Here is a 24,486-nt window from a genome sequence, read left to right as displayed (position 1 = left end):
AAGTAAGCTAAACAAAAGCTGAACGAAGCTTAATTAATAATTGAATTTTGTCGCATTTATTTATGATTTAACTTAATTTATGTTTGATTTTAAAGTTATTCATTAAAGTATAGGAAATACAGTAAAATGAACATTTATTTATACAAAATCACACTCACACTTCAACCTCCTCCATTTTTCTGAAACAAAATTTTTTCAAATAAATAATACAATTTGATATATAAATTTACTACTTTAAAACTTTTGAAAAACTCAGAATAAAATTTTAAAATTCGATCCTTTTAAATCGTTATCACCGAACAGTCACGTTTTGTCTCAAGTGAAATGATTTTATTTAGGTTCATAAGATGCTTTTAAAAAATATTTTTAGTTCACTAAATTTATATATTCATTTTTATTAAAAAATAACGCATTCAATCAACAGGATAAACAATGAATAACATATCCGCTCAGCCTAGATTTTTTAAAACGATATCAATTTTATCATTATTTCTCATAACTCAAAGTGATGCCGTCGCATCTAATTTAAATGACCCAATAACTAATGTTGAAACAACTTATGAATACGACTTAGATCAGGATCCTATCCTAAGCGAACAAATATATCCAAATGATGAAGGGGCCCTAGATTTTAAAACTAAGTACAAACATGATCTTTTAGGTCATATGATCCAAACAAGTCTATCCTCGGCCGAGGGGACCAAATCATCCTATGATGGTGACACTTATTTATATGATGCCATGGGACAACTTATCAATATCACCAATCCAAATAATCAGTCGGTAACAAAAACATATTTCCCTAACGGACAGATTAAAGAAACCATTGATTTTAACGGTAATATCAGTCGTTATAATTATGACAATTTAGGTAGACAAATATCTCTCGTTATCACAACTAAAGAAAATGCGAATATCATTTCATTTACAACAGATTATACTTCATTTGGTTCAATTCAATCCGAACATGAATTAATTAATAATCAAACGGTTTCATCAATCATTTATGGCTATACACAATTAAGTCATCAACTTAATTCTATCACCTATCAGCCTAATACTAGTGATCCTTCTTTAGATAAGACCGTTTCTTGGAGCATGCAAAATGGTGATCTCAAAAAATTTCAGGATGCGGCTGGAAACGTGACAACATATACCTATGAAAATCATCGATTAATTTCAGTGCATGCTGATTCTAAAATAGGTGGAGGTATAGTTACCTATCGGTACTACAATAAACAAACCGGCAATGAGTTCAATCAAGGATTAGTCCAATCTATAGTCTATCAAAATAAAGATGGAAACAAAATTCAGAAAACCTTTTTTTATAATGCTAATAAATTGTCTTATAAAGAGGAAGTTAAAAGGTTAGATACTGACTACCAGGCACCTGAAAATGAGGTGCTGATTCAAACCATACATAATGAATATGATGCTAGAACGAATAATTTAGTTCAAACAAAGGTGGCTTCAAGTATAGACACAAGTGCAATGAGTAATTATACCCAATATTATACTTACAATGATGCAAATCAATTAATAGATAGTTATAGAGTTAATAATTCTAGAGACACCTCAGATGAGAGTGATATAAAACAAGATCATATAGACTATGTCTATGATATACGCGGTAACCTATCCCAAAAAAAAATCGAAAACTCAAGTAACATCAAAGATATCCCTAATGGAATAAGCACCTATACATATAATCCGGTCAATCAGTTAATCATGGTTCAGCAATCTTCTAGTGGCAGTACTGTTCATTTACAATATGATAAAAATGGTAACCTAAGAGCAGATTTAAAAGGAAACAAATATACGTACAACAGTTTAAATCAGCTAGTTAGATTTACTGATGGTAATGGAAGTGAATATGATTATGCATATTATCCGAATGGATTACGCTCTTTAAAATCATCTGATGATGGAAGTTTACCCATATATTTTTACTATAATGGCTCAACGAATGGACAAGTGGTCAATGAATTTCAAGGAACTCAAATTGCAAGTTATTTAATGGCAGGTGATGCTCGAATTGGAAGGTTTCTTGATAGCAGTACACATCAGATAAAGGACCAAATATACATCCATAATGGCCAAAACATCAATGCTCTTTACAATATGGATAGTAATCAATTGCACCCTTATCTATATAGTCCTTACGGTAAAAATATACTTCTATCAGATCATGATATCCAAGATGTGTTAAAAGATTCTACAAAATTAAATCAATCAGATCTGACAAAAAATCCCTTTGGATATTCTAGCGAGTACAGGGACGAAGAAAGTGGTTTGGTTTATTTAAGAGCTAGATACTATAACCCAGAAACTCATACTTTCATCCAAAGAGATTCATCAAATTTACTCAATAGATATAGTTACGCGAATGGAAATCCAATTATGAATGTTGATCCAAATGGTCACAATGCTTGGGATATTATAGGATTAGTAGGTGGGTTAGCTTGTGCAGGGTTAACCATGGCATTTACTGGTGGTTCATCAGCTGTCCTCTATGGTTTATCTGCCGCAATGTCCATACCAAATGTTGTATCTGGTATCGGTGATGCTGCTGATCATAAGTTCTATGCCATGACAGGTGAATTTATGCAAGCATTTGGAGGCGCCTATGGCTTAATGGGTGATCAACAAAAATTATTTTTATTAGGAAGGGAAGCCCAGCAAGCAAAAAGTGCACTCAAGGACAGTACAACGCTCGATGAAGATCTACGACTTGCACATCAAAATAAAATAGATGAATTTGATAAGGAAGCACATAAACGAGGACAAGTAGCTGAGTTATCAGGTGGCGTTGGCGCAGGATTAGTTGATTATCAAGACAGAGATAAAAATAAATTTAACCCAGTTGATTTGACTCGTTTTGTCGGATTAGATGGACTGACTGGTTTGTGGGGTGGGCGGTATGTGGCAGGATTTTCTGATAAAATCACGGACTCAAAATCTAGTTGGGAGCATGTTAAATTTGGGGCAATGCGTCAAAGTGTTGTGGGCGGTCTTGGCATGACTGGTTCGACTATCAATAGCATCATTAATCAAGACTCTGCAGGGGATATCATAAAAAACACAACCTACAATGTAGCTACATTACCTGTTTTAGGGGCTCTTAGCGGCTTCACCCAAGGTCAATTTGATGCAGATGAAACTTCACGGCTAAATCAGTTAATGCGATATGGATATTTAAGTCTTGAGCCATCTTTATTTGGAAAATTATTAGGCGGAAACATCACTGCTTTTACCAAGACAAACTTTTAATATAGTTAATAAAAGGTCAGTTGAAACATTCATATTATTTGTAAATTCAAGCATAAAAAAACCCTCAACAATGTTGAGGGCTTCAAAAATATTTGAATATAAATAAACAAGGAAAAATGAAAAAAATTCTAACACTTATATAGAGTCGTACTTTTCAAAATAGTTCAAATTAATTTTAAAAAAATTAAATTTAAGTGGACTCCTTATAAAGTTAGTTTTTTATCAAAAGAAACCAATCTCACAATTTCTAATGACACCTTCTTTTTTCAAGGTCGCTTTTAAGCGGAAACAGGGAAGTGATTCCTTTTGCTGAAAATATTTAAATGGTGACATAGAGTTGAAAGCCAAACATAATGAAGTTGATAACATACAAGACAGTATATCATTACAGTGAATCAAATTAAGGTGAAATAACGCTTGAAAAGGACAAATAGTTTAAGCGATTATTCAGAAGATTTAGACGATAAACACTCAATAATATAAGCTTAAAAACCACCTAAAGCTGTGAAATTTTTAGATGTTTATTCATTTTTTTTGTTTAGGAAAAGATTAAATAAGCTGTTCAAATGCAGCTTCGACTAAATAGAAATCCTTTCTTCCAACATCAAGTAAAGGATTTCAATTTGAAATTTAATTTGAAGAAGTTTCGAGTTGTGCAACTTCTTTTTGATCAATATTTTTACTTAAATTTCCATTTTTTGGGTTATACACTTTTACATCTGATAATTTTTGGACATAAACATGACCCGATAATAACTTAGCACTTAAAACATGTCCCATTTTCATTTCAGGTGTTATGAAATGATTATGCAAGGGTTGAACGCTAATTCCTTTTAAGTTCGTCATACTTAGTGGCGTATAAAAACTAACTATTGTGGCTTTTGTATCAGTCAATGAAAATTCATGCTGATGATTTTTTAACCATTGGTTTAGAGGCACTTTATGAAAAACTCTATCTTCATTTCTTGCATGAACATATTGAAACTCACCAATTATTTTAGATGCATAAAGACTATTTTTTAAATGATATTTTTTAAGTATTAATTCTTGAATTTGTTGCAGCGTCATCGGTTTATTAATTTGAAATTCTAATGCCTGATTGGTGTTAAAATGAGTTGCCGTTAAATAAGATATGCCATCATTTGGCTTCATGACTTTAGCATTACCTTGAGCATCAGCAACATAATATTTGCCATTTAAAACAATTAATTCACCTAAGCCAGCTGCTGCGCCCACTCCTAAATTATTCTTATCCTTTTTAGCCTCTTTAACAGAAACCTGAGAAGAATAGTCTCCCGTAAATAAATTCGTCAGGGTATTATATTGATTTTCTATATGGGTGTTTTTTGCAAAAGTGAAAAATGAAATAAAAAATAAAACTATACAGAGTTTGTTTTGCATGAACTGATTCCTTTGTTATCTTAATAAGTTAAACTTAAATATTTGCAATTTAAAATAATTCAAAATGCGTTCATACAATAACATATTGCATTAATAAAATTTCTGAATATTGTCTGAATAAAAGAACGATTAAAATAGAAGCTTATGATTTTTTGATTTCTTTTTATACTTTTATTATTCCATTTGGAGTATAAATAATCTGTTCATTTATTAAAGTTTAGATATTTAATAAAGGTTTAATAAACCCGCATAAAAAAACCCTCAACAATGTGAGGGCTTCAAAACGTATGAATATAAATATAAATAAACAAGGAAAAATGAAAAAAATTCTAACACTTATATAGAGTCTTACTTTTCAAAATAGTTCAAATTAATTTTAAATAAAATTAATTTCATTGAAGACAAAGAAAATATGGATAGAAGTTTGAAGAAAAAGACAATGCTCAAAAGATTTTGAGAGTAAAATAAACCCGCAACGTTCAAACATTGCGGGTATAATTTTTTTCTACACATCCATGTGCAACTGTTCCTAGATTTTTAGGAAATCCTTTCCTCTTATCGACCTTTCCTTGGTCAGCTACTAGTCCTCAGTACTATCACTCATCCTAAGTGATGGGAAAATAATAACAAATCGAAAGAAGCAAAGTAGGGTGGCTTTCATAAAAAAAATGGGTATCAGGCAATTGATACAAAGTTATATTATTGTTTTATATTATTTTTATTGATTATTGTGAAGTGAGATTCTTCATATTTCTCATCAATGAATAGTCAATCTCTTACAAACTAAACGTCAATTGTCCATACCACATTTTAATGTTACAAAAAAAGCTCTCAAGATATTGAGAGCTTAAGGAATAAATAGTCGTCTTTAAAAATTTTAAATTAAAGTCCAAGTTTTTTAAGATGATGCCCCTATTAATTTAAAGACAGCATTTTGTGTATCACTTCGTTATTATGCTGTCCACTTTTATGCAAAGTTCGGCTCATTTGAATATCTGAAGATTTAGCAGGTATATTGACTTTAACTTCACTAGACGTTTGGTTATCTGCACAGTTGGAGACAACGAAATATTGAAGTTTTTTGGTAGATCCTTGCGTTGAAGTATCTATGAAGCTATTATTTTTTATTTTTGATTGATGAACGTGATGATCCCAATCACGTACTTCATAAGATAAAGCCTTATCAACTTGATCCCATTTTAAAGTTACTTCACCATCATCTGCTCTAGTAAAAGATACTTTCGGTGCTGGACAATTTTCAGCAGGTTGTTTGGAGACTTTAATTTGAGTCCACTTTTCTGGTTGTTCATCGGAACAACTGACGCCAAGATTATAATCAAATTCCTGTGCTGAGGTATCTTTAATTATATCTGAGAAACTAGATTTAGGGTTTTTAATTTTTGTCAAATTTTTTCCATGAAAATTGTTAATCCATACTTTGCAAGAAGAGGTTGCTGTGCTTAACCAATCCCATGAAATTTCAACAACATTATCTGTATCAAGATATTGGATATTATCAATGAAATCAGTTTTTGGAATATCATGTGAATCAAATTTGACAATCGAATCTGTTGGGGAAATTGCTTTTGGTAACCATGCACAATCTATAGGTTTGGTTGAAGAGCACTTCTCTAAACCATCTACATAGTTCCAATTTGTTGCGTTGTCAACTTGGTCAGCTAAGGACTTGGGAATACGACTTGGATAAACAATATGTCCTAAATATTTAGAATCTGGGATATCTTGAGTTGTTTCTAAATTACCTTTCCAATTCAGACTAATGTCAGTGCCTGTGCTATCTGTGTATGTACAAACAGGGTTGAATGTTTCATTGTTAGCCTCAGCGACAACAGGATCAGTAATATGGTTTGAAGGATTTTTCAATGTTAATTTAACATTTTTAAAGTTAAATCCTGTCATAGATTCGTTATCAGTTTGGGTTGAAATCCATTCTCTATTACCTGCCTTTACAGGTTTCGAACTTTGATCAGAAAAGGTATACTCTTGAACATCTGCATAATATACATGCTTGTCTGAATCATACTGTATAGCTTTAGGATCAGGGCATGTTTGATGTTTTAATATATCTTGTGGTTTGGTCGTTTCTATCTCTGTATAAATATCGTGGTTATCAGTATCTTGAGGTTCCTTTCCGTCACTATCTTTATGGTCAAATGGAGTTTTACTTGTACTAAATGTTGCAGTACATTCCCCTTTATAAATATCTCCTTTTAGTCCTTTAGGGAAATTGGATTGACGATAAAGTGTTCCTGTATATATCGTTGGGTATTCACATTGCGTAATATCCCATTTATAAAATTTATGTTCTTTATTTTGATTTGCTTCATCAAAAGAAGCCTTAAGATCATCATCTACATCAATTGCATAATAAAAATAACTGACATCTCCCTGGATTGAGTTATCACGCCAAGTCTGACTGTAATCATTTTGCTCCAAAATGGTGTCACCTGTAGAAGTTTCGGAAGTGCCAACTGCATATGTTTTACATGTTTGATAAGGGACATCCACACTTATATCTTTACCTGAAACTTTAATTGTACCCTTAAAGTTAGAGGTAATGCCATGCTCACCCTCATGTTTTGTTGCTATGTCGTGATGTTTGTCATTATTACATATGGTCACATAAGCTGGATTATCTTGCATATTTGTGAAGCCAAAGTAATTATGATAATCATCATGCAACTGGTTGATTGCATCAATATACGTTTTTTCTGCTTCCCTTTGATCTTTAAAATGGTTAACTTGATTGCGCTGAGGTAATCCTGCTAAAGTTTGAAAAACACCCAGCTCTGCATCAAATGTGAGTGCGTACAAACTACTTTGATAAAGGTCATTTAAAATTTTATCGTTGTCATTTAAATCTATCGTTGGATGACCTGAATAATAACTGAAAAGTTGGAACATAGTGTCGATAGAATCGTCTCGTAGTTGACTTACGGGAGGTATTGAATTGCTACTCAATTTTGAGAGTCCTTGAGTCTCTCGAGATGCACTATTGGTTGTAATGGCATTGAGAATTCCATAATCGTAATATTGACTGTCTTGATGATGACTGTCATACCAATCAATATCATGCCATAAAATCTGTTGATTATCATATAAAGATATTACAGATTCATTAACGGGGAAAAAAGAATTCTCTGGAGTAGGGTTATAAAAAGTATTAGTAGGAGTTGAATCTATTGTTTGAGTGCTTTCATTATAATGGTTTATTCCTTCAAATGTATTTGTTAAAAGCTTTGACATTTCATTAATAGGAACGTGCTCATCTGAGATAGTTTGTAAAGTTTTATTAACGCTTGCTGCTTGTGAACCTCCAATTTGAGTTTGGATATAGTCCATTTGTTTTTTCATTTTGTCTAGCTTAGCTATAATTTGTGTGTCTGGATTAGGAAATATTGCTGCTGTTCCCGCTTCTGTAATTCCAAAAATAATAAAATCTTTTAAAATATCTATCATCCAAAATTTAGGACCCACTTTTTCCTCAGTGAATGTTCGAGCATAAACTGGGCCATATTCTTTTGAATAGCTCAGAAATGGCTCACTTGGATTATAAATTTCTTGGGTTTGATTGTTTATTGTATTGCTTTCAGTATTTATTCGACCTAATTGAAAGTCTTGTGTTTTAGCAAAGATTGAAAGTGACATAATAGTCGTTAAAGAACCACATATTATTTTAGTATATAAATTTTTCATATAAATAATCTTGTATTTAAAAAAAGTTAGCGAGTTTATAAAATTAAAACGTAAAAGTTATATAATTGAGTTTTATAAAAAAAATAAAAATACCCATTTAAATATGTGATATTCAAATCATAAGTACATAATCATTTTTTTAAAATTTCATCAATTACATTAAAGTTGCTTAATTCTATATTGGAAATCTTAATTTTGTTGTCATTAAAGACATTAATTGAGTTAGTATGGGTTGGGTGGAGGTTGAAGCGTAAGCGTGATTTTATATAAATAAATGTTCATTTTTCTGTATGTCCTATACTGTAATGAAAGTTTTAAAATCGTTCCATTAGAAAAATAAAATAACAGGAGCAATCTAAATTTATAAGTAGGCTCAAATTATTACTCATTTTTCTGGGGCCATTATCTTTATCTCATCAAACATTTTCTATTACAAAAAAACAAACCTTTTGAAAAAATACAATGAATACGTTTATTCACTATTCATTTTAGTAAATCTTAAATTTTTTTTAGAAATTATTTATTTTTAAATCCTATTATTTCAAATCAAAAAATTGTAGATTTATACACATAAAAAAACCCTCAACAATGTGAGGGCTTCAAAACGTATGAATATAAATAAACAAGGAAAAATGAAAAAAATTCTAACACTTATATAGAGTCGTACTTTTCAAAATAGTTCAAATTAATTTTAAATAAAATTAATCTCATTGAAGACCTAGAAAATATGAATAGAAGTTCGAAGAAAAAGACAATGCTCAAAAGATTTTTGAGATTAAAATAAACCCGCAACGTGAAAACACTGCGGGTATAATTTTTTTCTACACATCCATGTGCAACTGTTCCTAGATTTTTAGGAAATCCTTTCCTCTTATCGACCTTTCCTTGGTCAGCTACTAGTCCTCAGTACTATCACTCATCCTAAGTGATGGATAAATGATAACAAATCAAAAGAAGCAAAGTAGGGTGGTTTGAATAAAAAAAGTGAGTATCAGTCAATTGATACAAGGTTATCTTATTGATTTATATGGTTTTACTTAAATATTGTGAAGTGAGATTATTCATATTTCTCATCAATGAATGGTCAATGTCTTACAAAAAAATGTCAATTATCTGCATTAGTTATCTTAAATTTAGTGGATTTATAAAGTTATATTTAAAAAATTCCTGAAACATTAAGATGAGAATTAAATTATGTTAGGTATTTGATATATGTAATAATCAATATGGTATTAATTTTAGGAAATGGTATAGGGTCATATGAACAACAAAATTTTTATTCGAGCCTATAAACCTTCTGATGCCCAACACTTGGTAAATATCTACTATAACACTATTCATCATATTAATATAAAAGACTATTCTGAGGAACAAGTAGAGGCATGGGCACCAACTTTATCATTAGAGTTAAGTGTTTGGTTTAAAAAGTGGAAAGCTATTCCACCCTTGGTGGCTTCTATTGATGGTATAGTCGTTGGTTTTGTAGAGCTGGAATCCAGTGGACATATCGATTGTTTCTACGTACATCATAAATTTCAAGGTAGAGGTATTGGAACATCGCTCATGAAAGAAGTTTTCAAGACAGCTAATCATTTAAATCTTAAGAAAGTGTTTGCTGAAGTGAGTATTACTGCCAAACCATTTTTTGAAGCTAAAGGATTTAAAGTTATTAAACAACAAGAAGTCGCTATTAGAACAGTTAAACTTGTAAACTTCGTTATGGAAAAGTTTAACCCTTAAAATTTAACTATGACTACATATTTTAATATTAAATTTACCAATAAAAAAACCCTCAACATTGTGAGGGCTTCAAAACGTATGAATATAAATAAACAAGGAAAAATGAAAAAAATTCTAACACTTATATAGAGTCGTACTTTTCAAAATAGTTCAAATTAATTTTAAATAAAATCAATTTTATTGAAGACAAAGAAAATATGAATAGAAGTTTAAAGAAAAAGGGAGTGTTCAAAAGACTTTGAGCGTAAAATAAACCCGCAACGTGAAAACATTACGGGTATGACAAGTAGCCACTCATCAAAACATAAGACACAATATCAAACGTTAAATCTACTTCCAGAAAAAATATCAAAAATTTGTTTTCCAAACAATCCAACCCAACATTAAATCTTAAAATATCATGTAATTATAGATTTTTTATGAGGCTTATCACAAATATTACCATATGATTTTATTCATAAAAATAGTGTCCGTTTTAATCCCTTGAGTTTTATATTTTAAAAGTAATTTTATAAATAAGGTGGTAATATGATAAAAATTTCCAAATCCGTCATGATTTTGTTGTTTTCAATAGTTCTTTCTGGATGTGCTACTAAAGGTGTGGTTAATATGCCAGTTATTGAACCAATCCAAAACAAAAACTTAGAAAATAAAAAAGTTTATGTAAAAGTTTATTATAGCCAACCAGAGCCAGGAATTTTTTCAGGTGGCAAGCAACAAAAGTTTGCGCCAATAAAAGATGCCAAGTTATCCATAGCATCAAGTAGAGTTTTGAGTAGGTTCGATGAAATTGTAAAACAACAACTACCATTAAACTCCTCAATAACACAAAGTCCATTAAGTGATTACAAACTTTTAGTATACTTAAAAGCAAAAGACAAAAAGGGGCCTGCCTATCAAGAATATAATCTTGGTACATCATTAGCGAAAGGAATTTTATCTTTGGGTTTAGCAAGTGATGATTATTCTATAATTGGTGATTTTGATATCAAGTATGAGCTCTTTGATAATAAGGAAAACAAAGTTCATGAAGGTATGTATACTGTTTATGATGAAATAGAACATGAAAGGGGTGGCTTCGATAGCTACAGGCACGGAGATGATTTAGCACAACAATTATTAGAAAAACATATCCGTTTAACAATGCATGAATATTTTCTGGCTATGCCCAAAAGCAGCACTTAAAAAATTGCGCCTTCTTGGCGCAAAATATATAAATTTGTAATATTTTTTACAAATTAGATTTAGTGCCAAATTAAACAAACTAAGAATTAAAATAGGTATAAGAAATAAATTAAAGAAGAATACTCATCAAAATATGGCGTTAGAAAAAGGGCAGCGTGTTTAACCATAAAAAAACCCTCAACAATGTGAGGGCTTCAAAACGTATGAATATAAATATAAATAAACAAGGAAAAATGAAAAAAATTCTAACACTTATATAGAGTCGTACTTTTCAAAATAGTTCAAATTAATTTTAAATAAAATCAATTTTATTGAAGACAAAGAAAAACATGAATAGAAGTTTGAAGAAAAAGACAATGCTCAAAAGATTTTGAGAGTAAAATAAACCCGCAACGTTAAAACATTGCGGGTATAATTTTTTTCTACACATCCATGTGCAACTGTTCCTAGATTTTTAGGAAATCCTTTCCTCTTATCGACCTTTCCTTGGTCAGCTACTAGTCCTCAGTACTATCACTCATCCTAAGTGATGCGTAAATAATAACAAATCAAAAGAATTAAAGTAGGGCGGTTTTCATAAAAAAAGTGAGTGTCAGACAATTGATACAAGGTTATCTTATTGATTTATATATATTTTAAAAAAAATTGTGAAGTGAGATTCTTCATATTTCTCATCAATGAATGGTCAATGTCTTACAAACAAAACGTCCATTATCCATTTGCTTAATTTAGGGACATAAAAAAACCCTCATCAAGGTGAGGGCTTCAAAACGTATGAATATAAATAAACAAGGAAAAATGAAAAAATTCTAACACTTATATAGAGTCGTACTTTTCAAAATAGTTCAAATTCATTTCTTAAAATTTGTATATTTTTAGCATTCATAAAAGTTTTATAATTTTACTCTGCTATTTAATTTTGCTAATAAAATTCACATAACCAATCTATAAATCATTTATTGCAGAATCACCTCATATCATTGATTAATTTATTGAACCCATTTGTTATTTTGGTAGGCTCAAATTCCTTAATTTGAAAATCACCGATATCATGGATATAAAATGGATCATTTTTCATGTAAGCATAAGCTGATTTTGAATCCATAATTGAAATAATAAGTCCGCCCGAACGATTATTGTATGGACCCGATGCTATAATTAGGCCTTGTTCATAAAACCGAGAAAGGTATTCAATATGTTCTTTTCTAAACTGGTCGACAACATCTAATTTTTTTTATATTTAATATCAATTATTACCATTTCATATCACCGTTTTTTCTATTTTTAGTTTATATGGAAATCTTACTTTGATTACATTATCATTTAAACAATAAAAATTAAGAATCACTGATATCAAAATAGAATCAATGAAATTGAAAGTTTTACACTACAAAATATTTGATAAGCTAGCTCAAACATTAAATTTTAGAAAAACTGCCAAGGAACTGAATTTATCAATTTCAATTGTATCTAAAAAGATTAATGAATTAGAGAGCTACTATAATACTAAGTTATTTCATAGAAACACTCGATTTGTCTGTTTAACAGAGATGGGTATTAATATCCTGCCTAGAATAAAAGAGCTGATACAAATTGAAGAGCAAATTAAATTCGATCTTAATCAACCATATCAATTTGTGGGAAATTTTAAAATTGGGATACCATTTTCATTTTTTGAATCAATCTTAACCAAAGTTAACTTGTATGTCGAACAACACCCAAATGTAAGTATTGATTGGAAAGTTGGCAACTATTTAAATCGACTTTATGAAGAAAACTTTGACGTTGTTGTCTTTTGTGGACCACTGCCTGATGGCGATTTTTACTCAACAAAAATAGGGCAATGGCAAAAAAGAGTTTGTGCATCCCCGCATTTTCTAGCGCAACACGGAGTACCAAAATCGCCTGAAGAACTGGCTTATTATTCATGCATAGATCATTCTGAAAATTTCAAATCAACTTGGAACTTCAATCATCAAGAATATGCTATAAATTTGAAACAAAAATGTTCTTCTTCAAGGTTATTAAGTAGTATGGCAATTAACTCACTGGGAGTGGTTTATCTTCCTTCATTTACAGTGGATAAAGATATTAAAAATGGGCTTCTTAATGAGATATTAACGCCTTTTACCACAAAAATTTATGATATTTTTTTAGTTGCTAAAACTCCTTTTTTTAAGGGCAGAAAAAATAGTGAATTATTAAAGTTATTTATCTAACTTTATAGCTCAACCCAACACTTGATTTTGTTTTAATAGGAGTCAAATAAGATATAAATTAACATTTAAGATTAGTTCGATACCAAATTTTAAACGAAAATTAGATAATTAAGTATTTGTATAAATTAAATGGAGCAATTCATATCATTTTATCTATTTAAAAATATTTAAGTCTTTCTAATTTTTTTCAAAAGAAAGTATCTACTCATTGATTGCACTTTAACAGAAGTGATCCCGCATTATTTGCGTTAGGCAACATCCATGCAACATGGTCAATATCTCGAACAAGTTTTAAGCTTAATTGCTGAAGATGAAAAAGAAGATAACCTAACTTAAAGCATCAAAAATAAAAAACCCTTACATATGTTTGGGCTTATACAGTTAATTAATAACATTAACAATGTATCAATAAGTTTAATTTTTTAGAGCAGGAACTGAATCTTTTGCCATTTTAAGAGCTGTTTTTGCTTCTGTAAGAGCAAGCTCGGATGCAGCAAGTTCTTTATTGTTTTTACTAAGCTTATTTTGCAATAATTTAAGCTCATTTTTATTTTTAGATAAAGCAGTTAATTTTATTTTATAAAGAGCTCTTGGATCTTCAGCTAAATCAAGTTGATGATATCTTCCTCTTCCATCCTCATATTTTTGAACCGAGCCCCAATAGCCAAATTTATTTGATTTTGCAAAAAGTTTAATATTAGTTGTCCCTCCTACTGGCATAAAACTTTTATATAAATATATAGAAATTGCCTTAGTTTGCCCAGGCTCCAAGCCACCACTCCCAAAGAAAACCCAGGTACCATCTAGCTTAATCTCACCAGCTCGGTCACTCCAAACAATACCTGATAATTGAACACTATCAATAAAAGCAGTTGATATATTCTTTGCTTTTCCAACTATCTCTACATTTGGTCCATCAAAGGGACCTTTACCTTTAACGATTTTTAAATTTGAAAATTTTATGAACTCATTTTTAGAGATAAATACCTTATTTTTCAGTTTTTCATCAAACTGGTCCGCAGTATTTTTTAATGTTTGTATTGATTCAAGGTTACTTGACATTTCTTTTTGTAAATCTTTAATGGAAGAGTTCACCTTAGTTATATTATCTTCATATCTTTTAATATCATTTTGTTGTTTTTTGACAGCTTTTTCAGCATTTTTCAAGCGATTTTCAACTTCATTTTGTTGTGCAAAACTTTCGTACCCTAATTCAATAGCATTTTTTTCTCTTTCTAATTTTCTTTTCTGAACAAATGAGTCAAATTCAGGTCTGATTTGTTTTGCTAAATCATAAGCATAAAAATCATTTTTATCATCCAATCGATAAGCCTTTAGCTCAAATTTTTTATCTGCCGTAGATTGGACTGAATAAACAATTTTAGTTTGTACCTTAAAAACTTGATCCTTTACTGAATCTGAGAAATCTTGATCGCGTAAAGGTTTATATAAATCACTTGCTAATTCATTAATCCAATTTTTATCTTTCATCCACTCTATGATTTCGGGGTTTTTTGCTTTAGATAATTGAACCCAAAGATTAGAAAAAGTAGCTTCATTTTGTATATGAGCCTCACAAACAAATTCGTTATTTTGGTGTTTGATTTCTTTAACATTTATCACGGTGTTTTTAAACCCTGGGATCTGTTGCGCTCCTTTAATATTATCATTCGTTAACATTCCTTCACGTAATAAAATATCATCCTGAATTGATAAATCATCACAACCAGATTGGCCACATCCTGCTAGTAACATCGTTGAAAATATAATTAACATTAATCTTTTATTCATCTAAAAATTCCTAACTTTTTTATCATCGTGTTAAATTTTAGCTGTGGATATTTGTGTCACTAAAAACAAAAATATAATTATGGAACAACTTCAAAAAAAGAGAGTGTCCACGTAAATAAAAATCCTTAATTATCACTTAATTTTAGATTTATGTTGAGTTTAATCACAAATATTTATACCTGATTTTATTTATGATAAAAGTGTCCGTTTTAAATCAATAATTAAATTAAAGACTTGATTATGAGTGTAAAACAGAGGAAGTGTTCATGGATATATTAATTATATTAAATATTATCGGTTGTGTTGTACTAGGTTTTTATTGTAAAAAACAATATAGTTTGGAAAATCTCAACAAAGTTAATTTAGTCAAAAATATCAATCGAATTTTATCAGCAATCGTTATAGGTTTAATATTTATTGGAGTTATGCAAATTGATCACTTCATAAGAAATATTAATTTTAATTCGTCTATCTTTAGTGCTGTGTATATGCAGATGATAGTAGTAATTATTTTAAAATTTAGCGTAACTTTAATTTGTATTATTTACACAGAAGTTAAAGGTCGTGAATATAGTAAAAACCAAATCTTAAAAAACTAAATTAGCTAATAATTTATAGCGTATTAAAAATTATAAAATTTACAATTGATTAAAAAAACAAAGGTGAACGGTCTTTCATTAGCAATATTTAAATTTGCATAATTTAAGTCATTACGCAGCTTTATAAATCTATAAATTTAGTGATGTTTAAGCTTTATTTGTTGAAATTTGTCACATGTTTGATGAATTGTTTTTATTATTTAAATTTTCTTCCGTTAATAATGAATATGTTTGAAAAAGGAATAGAAAATGAAGGTTTTTAATTTAAATATATTATTCTGTTGTTTAACTTTAATTTTTTCTAATTCTGTATTTTCCTCAGGTGTAGCTATTAAATTAATCAAAACAAAATCAATGTATCAAGACTATTCCGTAAAATCTGAGTATTTAATGACAGATTATGAAACCAAACTACAAGCACAAAACTTTTTAAAACAAAAATCTAAAATTGCTTTAACCAATCAATTAGGTACTTATGTGATTCAGCGTGAGACTGTTAAAAATACTGCTTACAAAAAAGCCATTGAAGTCTTATCACTTGCCCATATTCAAATCATTCAAGACAAATATACATTAAAAACCGTTCGCTTTAAAAATAAAGACCGCATTTTAATGATGGCACAGTTTGTCTTGCGTGTTCATGTTGACAAAATTAAACAGCAATTAAGCATTGTCAAAAAAAATGAAACAATGCTGAGAAAATTACAACAATTACAAAATAAAAATAAAAGACTGCGTAACCAACTATTAAAGCAAAGCAAAAAGCAAATGACTCCTCAAGAAGTCAGAACGCAACATAATTTAATTCGAGACTTAAATCTTAATGAAAAAGATGTAGTATTTCTGTTTAATAAAAATGAAATCTATCGCCAAGCTGTTCCAAAGATAGAAGTCTTCGTGGGAGCTGTAAAAGAATGGCTTGCCATATTAAAGGAGATGGAACAAAGCTATACGGTTGAAGCTGTCGCAGATGACTATGAAGTATTAGAAGTGAGAAGCAGTAATTTAGCTTTAATCTATCGTGACAATATGCACCAATTTAACCGAACCTTTAGAGCAGAATACACGCCAAAAGATCGAGCGGTTATGAATACCACTTTGTATGAAATAAGCATGAAATTTAAAACTCGTATGGATAGCCGTATTCAAGATCGCATGATACGTTTTTTCAAAAAGTATGGTATTAAATATAATACCTTTGATCAGCGAGAATTTGATAAAAACAGTACCAAATATGGAATTGGCTTTCGTTTTAAAAGAAACGTCAATAGCGTTCTTGCCAATAAAATTATTGATGTGATAGAAAAAAATAGTCTTTTATTTGCTTTTGAGTTATGTCATAGCGACTTAGACCAACAATATCAATTCGTTATAGATCAAATCCTTGAAAGTCCTGATAAATTAACCTTTTATTTTGAATATAACCGAACACGAACAGTAAATTTTATTGTCTCAAAATTGCATGTCAAAAATGTAGGTAGCATTAAACAATCAGTTTTTCGTACCCACCAATATCATCTACACACATATAAAGATCAACTGTCTGATTATCCAAGTTACATCATTCATAATCGTTCTAAAAAAGTCCACAGCTTGTGTTCAAAAGATGATGTTTTAACAGTTCTTCAAAGATAAGGATTAAAAAATATTTAAAGCTCATCAAAATTTACCAATCATTAATGCTTAAAACGATCTTCATATAAAAAACGATTAAAAAATTTTTTAATTTAACATATTTTTAGATTTTTACTGTAATATCCATCACAAATATTTAGATAGTATTTTATTTTAGATTTTTTCAACCGTTTTAAAATATCAATTATAAAAGTTAGATTTTTATTTTATAAAAAAATATATTTATATGTTTGTTTTGTACGAATATTTACTGGGTTTAAATAAAGTTATTCATTTAAAAGTGGAGACAAAAATTGTTTAATACATTAAAAACTCATATTTTATTATTTTTTGTTCTTACGTTGAGTACCTTAACTGAAGCTAAAAAAATTAACATTCAAAAAATTGGAGAAACAAACACCTATTATAAATTTAAAGGGGTTGGGAGTTATTTAATCTCAGAGCATGAATCCAAGCTACAGGCTGAAAGAATTTTATTAGAGTTAATTAAAATAAAAGTCGCTGAAACCGTTGGTTCATTTGTCATAAAAACCCAAAAAGTTAAACAAGAGATCAATCAATCTGATATTGAAGTGATTTCACTTGCTCATATTAAAGTTCTTCTACCATCGCCTAAGTTTACTCAAAAAACTGTATCGACAAAATACGGAAATAAAATATTATTGAAAGGGCAAGCATATCTATATGTTTCAAAGAAAATCATTCAAGAACAGTTAGATAATATTAGAAGTGATCAAAAATTAAAAAGACAGCTCAATAAAGTTAAAAATTTGAATCTCAAATTATCGAAAGAGTTTATGCTGTTAACTCAACAAGTCAAAACCGATAATGTAAAAAACTACAAAAGACGTATCCAAATCTTACAGGATATGCGATCCAACTATCACAATGGAATTTTAGCAATCTTTCAACACAATGAGTTGCGTAATATGTTAAGCAAAAAAGAACAAACTTTTCAAACTGCTAAACAAGAGTGGGACCAAATCATTAACTTTATGATTAAACATTATAATGCTCAAAAGGTTAAAGGTTCTATTTATGATATTGAACCTGAACAATTTGGCTATAAAGCGAGTGCATCTTTAGTTCATGCGAGAAAGTTTATTCAAAAATATCAAGGTTTAAGTAAAAGAGCGTCTATAGAATTAACAAAAAAATATTATAATATGAATGATCCTAATCTTATTCTTTTTTATCAGATTCGTTTAGAAATGAAATACCAATTTAAAGCTAATGTTGAATCCAAAATTGATGCTTTTTTTAAGAAATATGATTTAACGAGAAGAAAAGATAGACATGGTTATCATTATAAATATGGCTCATTACAAGATCGAATTAAAAAATATATTCATCAAAATCAAGTCTATTATGTCACTGAGATTTGTCAGGATAATAATATTCTCTATCAACATGTAGCTGAAAGCTGGGATGATTGGGATACTTTGAATCTTTCACATGTGAATCAAAGTTTTAATTTTAAACCTGACTTAGTTAGAATAGTTGATATTCATGTTTTTGCTCTTCATGTTGATTCCTTAACTCGTATTAAAACAAAAGCCATTCCTAGTAGAGATTATAAGGTTCTTCGTTCTGAAGTTATTCAAGATGGATTAAATTTTCTGATAGATAAATACAGAAATAAACCTAAATCTATTTGTGACCGCCAAGATTTATATACTAGTAGATAACAAGGATGCGGTCTTATGATGAAATATTTAATTGCTTTAATTTTTATATCAACCCTGACATTTGCCAGTGATCATAACATTCGTGATAAGTGGTTAGCACACGAAACACAACAAATGGGTTCTGCTTGTCAAAGTGTTTCAGGCTCTAAAGAAGATGCGAAACAAATTGCACTGGTTAAAGCCAAAGGGAATTTGGCTCAAAAAAAAGGTGGGTTTGTGACTGCTCAAAGAAAAGCAAAAACTTTGAATAATGGTTACACGCATATTGAAAATGATATAGAGATCAGCTCCGAGCATTTTATTCGAACTAAAATTTTAAAAGAGCATTATGATCAGTCGATTAGATTATATTGTGTTCAAATTGTTCAATACTAAAGATAGGAGAGATAGGAAATGGAACATTCCAAAACAAAATTGCTTTTAACAAAGATAATTTTAAAGTCAAAGAGCTAGTGAGCATTACCAAAATTTCAAGTCATGGATTTTGTTGTAAGCGTCAGCTGATTAAAACGAAAAATGTTCCTAAATCATAAACTTTTTTTTATAGGTTAGTTTTTATCAAAAAATACAACAAGTTAAAACTTTTTATGATGCTTTGATAAATTGATTAATCTTTATAATGAATATAGAAAACATGATTAAGGAGAATGGTATGTTTTTATTTAAATTTCTAAAACTAGCTTTTACATTTACTGTATTTTTTATAACCACGCAACTACTTATGGGTTGTAGCTCTAGTGCTTATGATGATCAAATGGCAAAATATGAGCATCAACTCGCTGCCGAAGAAATAGCTCAAGCCAGAGCGGAGCAAAAACTTTCTAAAATCCCTAAATGGGCATTGGAAAAACATCCTGTCGATAGTCGAGCTGTTTATGCTGTGGGTATCGGACAATCCAATACCCTCAATTTATCCCTGCAAAAAAGTCAGATTGATGCACAGATGAAAATTGCTGAAAAGATGAATTCTCAAATAACTGCACAGGTTCGAAGTGTTTCAGCTGATAGCATGAATATCGAAAGCAACTCTTCTTATGAAAGATTGGTCGATAACTTGATTCAGTCCGATGTTTCAGGATTTGAAATCGTTAAACAACAAATTGTGCCGATTCATGGTCAGTACCACACCTTTATGTTGGTAGAGCTAACATTTAAAGAATTTAATCGAATTGTCCAAGAAAAAATGAAAGACGAGTTAGATGCAAGTAACAAACAAAAATTCAAAGATTTACTGGATCGTGTTCAACCATTAGCAAATGATGATGCGGTTGTTACACCTTTTGTAGCCAATAACAATAACTTAAATGGTTTAAATCCAATCGACCTATCAGATAATTTGGAGTAGAGCATGAGAGATTTTAAACTAATATTGGTTAGCATTATTATTGCATTGAGTTTCGGCACACTAGCTGTTGCTGAAACTATCACAGTTACCACAAAAAATGTTCGTGTAGTTGATGGAGATTCACTAAGCGTAAAATATAAAGGTCGCACCATTAAAACTCGCTCCAGTTGTATAGATACACCTGAAAAGGCAAGATACGGAACCTATGAGGATAAACAACACGGAAAAATTGCCAGCCAATTTGTTTCAGATCTAATTGGTCAATTTAAATATTTACAATTAGACCTATCAGGACAAGACCGATATAAACGTTTTATTACTACTGTCTATGGCATCAAAGGTAATCAAAAATATAATATCAACTTAATCACAGTCCAAGAAGGTTACGCTTACGTTTATAAAAAGTATTGTAAAGATAAAGATTATTATCGAGCATTTGAACAAGCGAAAGTAAACAAAAAAGGGCTGTTTGCTTTAAATATGAGAGAGCCATCAAAGGTAAGAAGAGGAAAGTGAAGTGTTTCATTTTTACTTAGTGTTTTTTTTTGTAGTCGTTTTAATTGTTGTAGGGTTTATTGTTCTATATGCAATGGATTCTACAAACATAACTGAAATTGATGCAAATACAGATACAGATACAGATACAGAAACGGAAGCGGAAGCAAAGACACAAACACATAAGAAAAAGGCTGTTTCGCACAAAAGCATTTTGCAAGAAGATGATTATTTTGTTATTAACCACCCGACAGATCATACAAGCGTCCATTACGATTCAGAACAAAACGAATTTTAAAATGGTTCTCTATCACTGTTTTTTTTTGGAAAGCTTTTTTTAAATAAAATTTCTTTGTAATTGTTTATGAACTGTTAGGCAAATCAAGTATAAAATACTCTGTAAGATTTGTTCTTGCACTCATTAGGGTTAGAATAGATTTATCTTAAACTAATAAGTAATTGCATTATGAATGCAATAAATATTAATAAAAACATTACATCTTTTGTTAGAGAGTAAAAAATAAAAGCAATTTTTGATTTGGTAATGTGTATAAATGGTAATTTATTTTAAATAACTCTTGTTGGTAAAACAGAATTTTATAAATGATTTACCTTATTATTTTCAAAGATTATTACTAAATAGTCATTACAGAAGAATCAACGAAAAATATCACAATCAGCTTTTAAAAGTAAGACTATGTTATTTTTTGTTTATTCGATAAATTAATATTATATATTTCATTGTTACAAACCTATTAATTATAAAAACGTTTTGTTCCAACTTTCTTTAGTACCTTTTTTAATCAATATTACTGTTAAAATTTGTTAACCTTTCACTAATTTTTTCAATAGCCTTGGTATCCAGTAAGATTACAGAAGATAACATAAACTGCTTTAAATCAATAAAATTAAATATTTTACCTTGATAATAAAAAACTCCATTATAGTAACCTACTAAAATCTCTACATAATCTAGCATCCTAAATATAATCGGAGCAACAGGCGCCAAGATCATCATCAAATAATTGTTTTGAGTAATCTTCAGACGTGATTTTTCGAGTTTTTATATTAATTTTATTTAATTTTGATTGTGTTTGTTTTATGTGAGTTATATTGTGTGTTTTTTTTAATCGTGCGTTTTTTTCTTCGTCCTTCTATTAAAGAAATTAAAAATAATTTTATATGTTTTGTTAAATTTGTAGATTTGTTAATAAGGAACTGATTGATTAAAAATCCCTTATGTTCCGCAGTGACTTTACTACAAAGATAATATTGCTATATAAATAAGATAAATATATCTATATAAGTCAATATCTTGAGGTTAAATATTGATGAGTAGTAAAGATATTTTAGCATGTGATCTAGAAAAAGAACTTGTCCAAAAATGAACGTTTCGGGACCGAATGTAGTTGACATCGGGTAAATTAAAAAATAAAAAAATAAATTGATCAAAATCAATAGTTTACAAATTTAACTTTTTAAGTTAATGTACCATCTTAATTACATATTTTTGTAATAAATTACGTGTTTTTTAGGATAGGAGATAAAAATGGTTTTAAATACTAATAATGTTATGATTGGTAACATTAAATATGGTGAAGGTTTAATTGCAACAAAAAACATAAAAAAAGGCGATGTTGTTTTGGTTGAAAAGTGTAATGTCTTTACAATATTACAATATAAAGATTTTATGGATCCTGCTTGTGATTCATGCTTTTTAGTACGGGCTATTGTTACTGACAACAAAAATAAAGTTAATTTTGATTCATTCAACTTAAAATCTAATCAATCAAATTCCTATGTACCTTCAAAGGACGATATGAGATTTTTAAAGAAACTATCAAAAAGAACAGGCAAACCTCTTAATAAATTAATTGAAATATGGGAAATTGTTTGTGCACATCATATAAAAGTAATTTTACTTCAGTACAATGAAGTCAAAAAGATAAGATTACAGCTTTCAAAATACATTAATAAGGGTAATCATAGCTGTGATCCTAACACAATCGTAAAAAGCCACTTGAATTCTTCTGAAGATTTTAATAGTAAAACCGTAAAGTTAATAGCTTCTAAAGACATAAATGAAGGCGATGAAATTACTTTCAGTTATATTGATGAACATTTTTCTAATTATGATTTTAATACTAGACAGCAAACTCTTCAATCATCATGTGGGTTCTCATGTCAATGCTCTAAATGTGAATCTGAAGTATTATGCTTATAACATTAAAATATTTAGTTAACATGCGCCAAGAAGACTTTTAATCATAAGGTCTTCAAACCATTTCCAACACATTAATCAATAGTGTCAAAAGGAATGAGTGCTAGTAGATCGTAAAAGAGTACATTCAAAATTTAAAAACATGAACTCAAAAGTATAATGTAGAAGGCGCTATAGTAGGGTGCACTGTTATCAGCCAGATAGTAATTGCAGCTTTATCTGATAATACACTTGTGATTGATTCCTCAAAGTGTCTTGGCAGTCAATTATTTTTTAGTTTAAAAAATAAAAATATCCAGGCTCGTTAAAAAGAACTTAGAAAACCCCATGTAAAGAAAACTAGATCATGCTAATCCTATTTAATTCACTCATCGCATCGATGTTTTCAACTTCCATACTCTTATTCAAGTAATTTTTTTTATCAGTACAACAACTACTAATCTTGTTAATTTTACAATATTAGGCAATTTTTTTTCCAAAAGCATCAGCTGTTTTTTTAAATTTTTCTCACTAGCTCCATTCCCTTTAATTGGATTTTGCCTAAAGAGATAAAAGTAAAAATATATCCAGATATCTTTTTTACGGATTAGTTCTAGCGTGTTATTACTTCCTTTGAGTACTTTATGAAAAACGCTGTTTATAAAATAGTGAGCATGAAGAGGTTATATGCATCGTCCATCTGATATTAGTTTTATTTTTTAGAAACCCAATATTTTTATAATGACTCGTATAATGAGGTATTTAATTAAGTGATATAGATTCAAAAAAATATACAATTAATCCATTTAACTTTCATTCAAATATAGGCTTATTCAAAAGAATAAATTTAGGGTTTATTATATATGCTTATACCAATCATACTATTTAATGTGCTATCAACTCTATTTTTCACAAAACTATATTTTAAGCCAAGTGGTCGACCTTATTATAAATTAATTTTTTTATTTGCTGCATCGTGGGGCTTTTGTTCAATTATTTTTATGTTATTGGATTTTTATAAAATAGCATAAACAAAATCCATAAAAGCCAGAAACATTTCAGCATTAAAGTTTTCAATATAGAAAAGCTTGTCACCCTAATGACATAGCACAAGTAATTTAACAAAAGAAGTTCATCTTAGTTCCACATATCATAAAGATGCAAGATGACACGGGTTTGACGACACACAATTTACCTTACT

At 29.5% G+C, this 24,486-nt stretch carries 16 protein-coding genes and 1 pseudogene; 12 read left to right on the top strand and 5 right to left on the bottom strand.

Annotation, left to right across the window (positions count from 1 at the left end; genetic code table 11):
* Positions 1-432: 432 nt before the first annotated feature.
* The gene (locus tag CF386_RS08785) at positions 433-3,270 is read left to right on the top strand and encodes an RHS repeat domain-containing protein (RefSeq protein WP_089074063.1); all 2,838 of its coding nucleotides are present in this window, start codon (positions 433-435) and stop codon (positions 3,268-3,270) included.
* A 630-nt stretch (positions 3,271-3,900) separates the two neighbouring features.
* On the opposite strand, the gene CF386_RS08780 is transcribed toward CF386_RS08785, so the two are convergent.
* A complete protein-coding gene (locus CF386_RS08780) occupies positions 3,901-4,671 on the bottom strand; it encodes an acetolactate decarboxylase (protein ID WP_089074062.1) in 771 nt (256 codons plus the stop codon).
* Between the two features lie 915 nt (positions 4,672-5,586).
* A complete protein-coding gene (locus tag CF386_RS08775) occupies positions 5,587-8,388 on the bottom strand; it encodes a hypothetical protein (RefSeq protein WP_089074061.1) in 2,802 nt (933 codons plus the stop codon).
* Positions 8,389-9,648: 1,260 nt separating this feature from the next.
* Here CF386_RS08775 and CF386_RS08770 point away from each other — a divergent pair.
* Together CF386_RS08770 and CF386_RS08765 are read left to right on the top strand one after the other, a co-directional pair.
* Positions 9,649-10,128 (top strand): GNAT family N-acetyltransferase, encoded by a 480-nt coding sequence (locus CF386_RS08770; RefSeq protein ID WP_089074060.1) that lies wholly within the window; start codon positions 9,649-9,651, stop codon positions 10,126-10,128.
* Positions 10,129-10,656: 528 nt separating this feature from the next.
* Complete coding sequence (locus CF386_RS08765; RefSeq protein WP_089074059.1) at positions 10,657-11,313, top strand: hypothetical protein; 657 nt, start codon at positions 10,657-10,659, stop codon at positions 11,311-11,313.
* Positions 11,314-12,280: 967 nt separating this feature from the next.
* Here the strand turns inward: CF386_RS08765 and CF386_RS13710 are convergent.
* A pseudogene (locus CF386_RS13710) lies at positions 12,281-12,529 on the bottom strand (YciI family protein); the annotation flags it as partial.
* Positions 12,530-12,680: 151 nt separating this feature from the next.
* On the opposite strand from CF386_RS13710, the gene CF386_RS08755 reads away from it, so the two are divergent.
* Positions 12,681-13,532, top strand: a complete 852-nt coding sequence (locus CF386_RS08755; protein WP_089074057.1) for a LysR family transcriptional regulator — start codon at positions 12,681-12,683, stop codon at positions 13,530-13,532.
* 414 nt (positions 13,533-13,946) lie between these two features.
* Here CF386_RS08755 and CF386_RS08750 read toward each other — a convergent pair whose 3' ends face one another.
* On the bottom strand, positions 13,947-15,323 hold the full coding sequence (locus tag CF386_RS08750) for a hypothetical protein (RefSeq protein ID WP_089074056.1): 1,377 nt from the start codon (positions 15,321-15,323) through the stop codon (positions 13,947-13,949).
* Between the two features lie 266 nt (positions 15,324-15,589).
* Here CF386_RS08750 and CF386_RS08745 point away from each other — a divergent pair, with 266 nt between their 5' ends.
* From CF386_RS08745 to CF386_RS08715, 7 genes are all read left to right on the top strand, one after another.
* Entirely contained in the window at positions 15,590-15,922 is a 333-nt protein-coding gene (locus tag CF386_RS08745; protein WP_089074055.1) for a hypothetical protein, read from the top strand.
* A gap of 249 nt (positions 15,923-16,171) precedes the next feature.
* Positions 16,172-17,557 carry a hypothetical protein gene (locus CF386_RS08740; protein ID WP_089074054.1) on the top strand — a complete coding sequence of 462 codons (1,386 nt, stop codon included), beginning with the start codon at positions 16,172-16,174 and terminating at the stop codon, positions 17,555-17,557.
* Between the two features lie 293 nt (positions 17,558-17,850).
* A complete protein-coding gene (locus CF386_RS08735) occupies positions 17,851-19,245 on the top strand; it encodes a hypothetical protein (RefSeq protein ID WP_089074053.1) in 1,395 nt (464 codons plus the stop codon).
* A gap of 15 nt (positions 19,246-19,260) precedes the next feature.
* Positions 19,261-19,620 (top strand): hypothetical protein, encoded by a 360-nt coding sequence (locus tag CF386_RS08730; RefSeq protein WP_089074052.1) that lies wholly within the window; start codon positions 19,261-19,263, stop codon positions 19,618-19,620.
* A gap of 277 nt (positions 19,621-19,897) precedes the next feature.
* A complete protein-coding gene (locus tag CF386_RS08725; RefSeq protein WP_158522353.1) occupies positions 19,898-20,590 on the top strand; it encodes an LPP20 family lipoprotein in 693 nt (230 codons plus the stop codon).
* A gap of 3 nt (positions 20,591-20,593) precedes the next feature.
* Entirely contained in the window at positions 20,594-21,106 is a 513-nt protein-coding gene (locus tag CF386_RS08720; protein ID WP_089074050.1) for a thermonuclease family protein, read from the top strand.
* Position 21,107: 1 nt separating this feature from the next.
* Complete coding sequence (locus CF386_RS08715) at positions 21,108-21,383, top strand: hypothetical protein (RefSeq protein ID WP_089074049.1); 276 nt, start codon at positions 21,108-21,110, stop codon at positions 21,381-21,383.
* A 501-nt stretch (positions 21,384-21,884) separates the two neighbouring features.
* Here CF386_RS08715 and CF386_RS08710 read toward each other — a convergent pair.
* Entirely contained in the window at positions 21,885-22,103 is a 219-nt protein-coding gene (locus CF386_RS08710; protein ID WP_145955038.1) for a hypothetical protein, read from the bottom strand.
* 531 nt (positions 22,104-22,634) lie between these two features.
* Here CF386_RS08710 and CF386_RS08705 point away from each other — a divergent pair.
* The gene (locus CF386_RS08705) at positions 22,635-23,309 is read left to right on the top strand and encodes an SET domain-containing protein-lysine N-methyltransferase (RefSeq protein ID WP_089074047.1); all 675 of its coding nucleotides are present in this window, start codon (positions 22,635-22,637) and stop codon (positions 23,307-23,309) included.
* The last annotated feature ends 1,177 nt before the right edge of the window (positions 23,310-24,486 follow it).

This window comes from Paraphotobacterium marinum (genome assembly GCF_002216855.1).
GTDB classification, from domain to species: domain Bacteria; phylum Pseudomonadota; class Gammaproteobacteria; order Enterobacterales; family Vibrionaceae; genus Paraphotobacterium; species Paraphotobacterium marinum.
This window is presented reverse-complemented; position numbering and strand designations above follow the sequence as displayed.

Coding starts and splice junctions, on each gene's coding strand:
- CF386_RS08705 (WP_089074047.1), top strand. CDS start 22,635: ATGGTTTTAAATACTAATAATGTTATGATTGGTAACATTAAATATGGT.
- CF386_RS08720 (WP_089074050.1), top strand. CDS start 20,594: ATGAGAGATTTTAAACTAATATTGGTTAGCATTATTATTGCATTGAGT.
- CF386_RS08725 (WP_158522353.1), top strand. CDS start 19,898: ATGTTTTTATTTAAATTTCTAAAACTAGCTTTTACATTTACTGTATTT.
- CF386_RS08785 (WP_089074063.1), top strand. CDS start 433: ATGAATAACATATCCGCTCAGCCTAGATTTTTTAAAACGATATCAATT.
- CF386_RS08780 (WP_089074062.1), bottom strand. CDS start 4,671: ATGCAAAACAAACTCTGTATAGTTTTATTTTTTATTTCATTTTTCACT.
- CF386_RS08740 (WP_089074054.1), top strand. CDS start 16,172: ATGAAGGTTTTTAATTTAAATATATTATTCTGTTGTTTAACTTTAATT.
- CF386_RS08710 (WP_145955038.1), bottom strand. CDS start 22,103: ATGATGATCTTGGCGCCTGTTGCTCCGATTATATTTAGGATGCTAGAT.
- CF386_RS08745 (WP_089074055.1), top strand. CDS start 15,590: ATGGATATATTAATTATATTAAATATTATCGGTTGTGTTGTACTAGGT.
- CF386_RS08750 (WP_089074056.1), bottom strand. CDS start 15,323: ATGAATAAAAGATTAATGTTAATTATATTTTCAACGATGTTACTAGCA.
- CF386_RS08730 (WP_089074052.1), top strand. CDS start 19,261: ATGATGAAATATTTAATTGCTTTAATTTTTATATCAACCCTGACATTT.
- CF386_RS08765 (WP_089074059.1), top strand. CDS start 10,657: ATGATAAAAATTTCCAAATCCGTCATGATTTTGTTGTTTTCAATAGTT.
- CF386_RS08770 (WP_089074060.1), top strand. CDS start 9,649: ATGAACAACAAAATTTTTATTCGAGCCTATAAACCTTCTGATGCCCAA.
- CF386_RS08775 (WP_089074061.1), bottom strand. CDS start 8,388: ATGAAAAATTTATATACTAAAATAATATGTGGTTCTTTAACGACTATT.
- CF386_RS08755 (WP_089074057.1), top strand. CDS start 12,681: ATGAAATTGAAAGTTTTACACTACAAAATATTTGATAAGCTAGCTCAA.